Annotated in this window: 1 protein-coding gene; it reads left to right on the forward strand. The window is 63.4% G+C overall.

The window, feature by feature from the left end; translation table 11 throughout:
* Positions 1-612: amino acid ABC transporter ATP-binding protein (locus tag KHC23_RS06795; protein ID WP_213370800.1), on the forward strand; the 612-nt coding region annotated here is incomplete at both ends.

The following is a 612-nucleotide window of genomic DNA, read 5'->3' on the forward strand; positions in this document are numbered from 1 at the left end:
GACATCAATCTCAAGGTGCATCGCGGCGAGCGGATCGTCATCTGCGGGCCGTCGGGCTCGGGCAAGTCGACGATGATCCGCTGCATCAACCGGCTGGAGGAGCACCAGCAGGGCTCCATCGTCGTCGACGGCATCGAACTGACCAACGACCTCAAGCGCATCGACGAGATCCGCCGCGAGGTCGGCATGTGCTTCCAGCACTTCAACCTGTTTCCCCACCTCACCATTCTGGAGAACCTGACGCTGGCGCCGATCTGGGTCCGCAAGATGCCCAAGAAGGAGGCGGACGAGCTGGCGATGCACTTCCTCACCAAGGTGAAGATTCCCGAGCAGGCGCACAAATATCCCGGTCAGCTCTCCGGCGGGCAGCAGCAGCGCGTCGCCATCGCCCGCGCGCTGTGCATGAAGCCGAAGATCATGCTGTTCGACGAGCCGACCTCGGCGCTGGACCCGGAAATGGTCAAGGAGGTGCTGGAGACCATGGTGAGCCTGGCGGAGGAGGGCATGACCATGCTGTGCGTGACCCACGAGATGGGCTTCGCCCGGCAGGTGGCCAACCGCGTGATCTTCATGGATGCCGGGCAGATCATCGAGATGAACGAGCCGGAGGCG

This window comes from Ancylobacter dichloromethanicus (genome assembly GCF_018390645.1).
Classification (GTDB): domain Bacteria; phylum Pseudomonadota; class Alphaproteobacteria; order Rhizobiales; family Xanthobacteraceae; genus Ancylobacter; species Ancylobacter dichloromethanicus.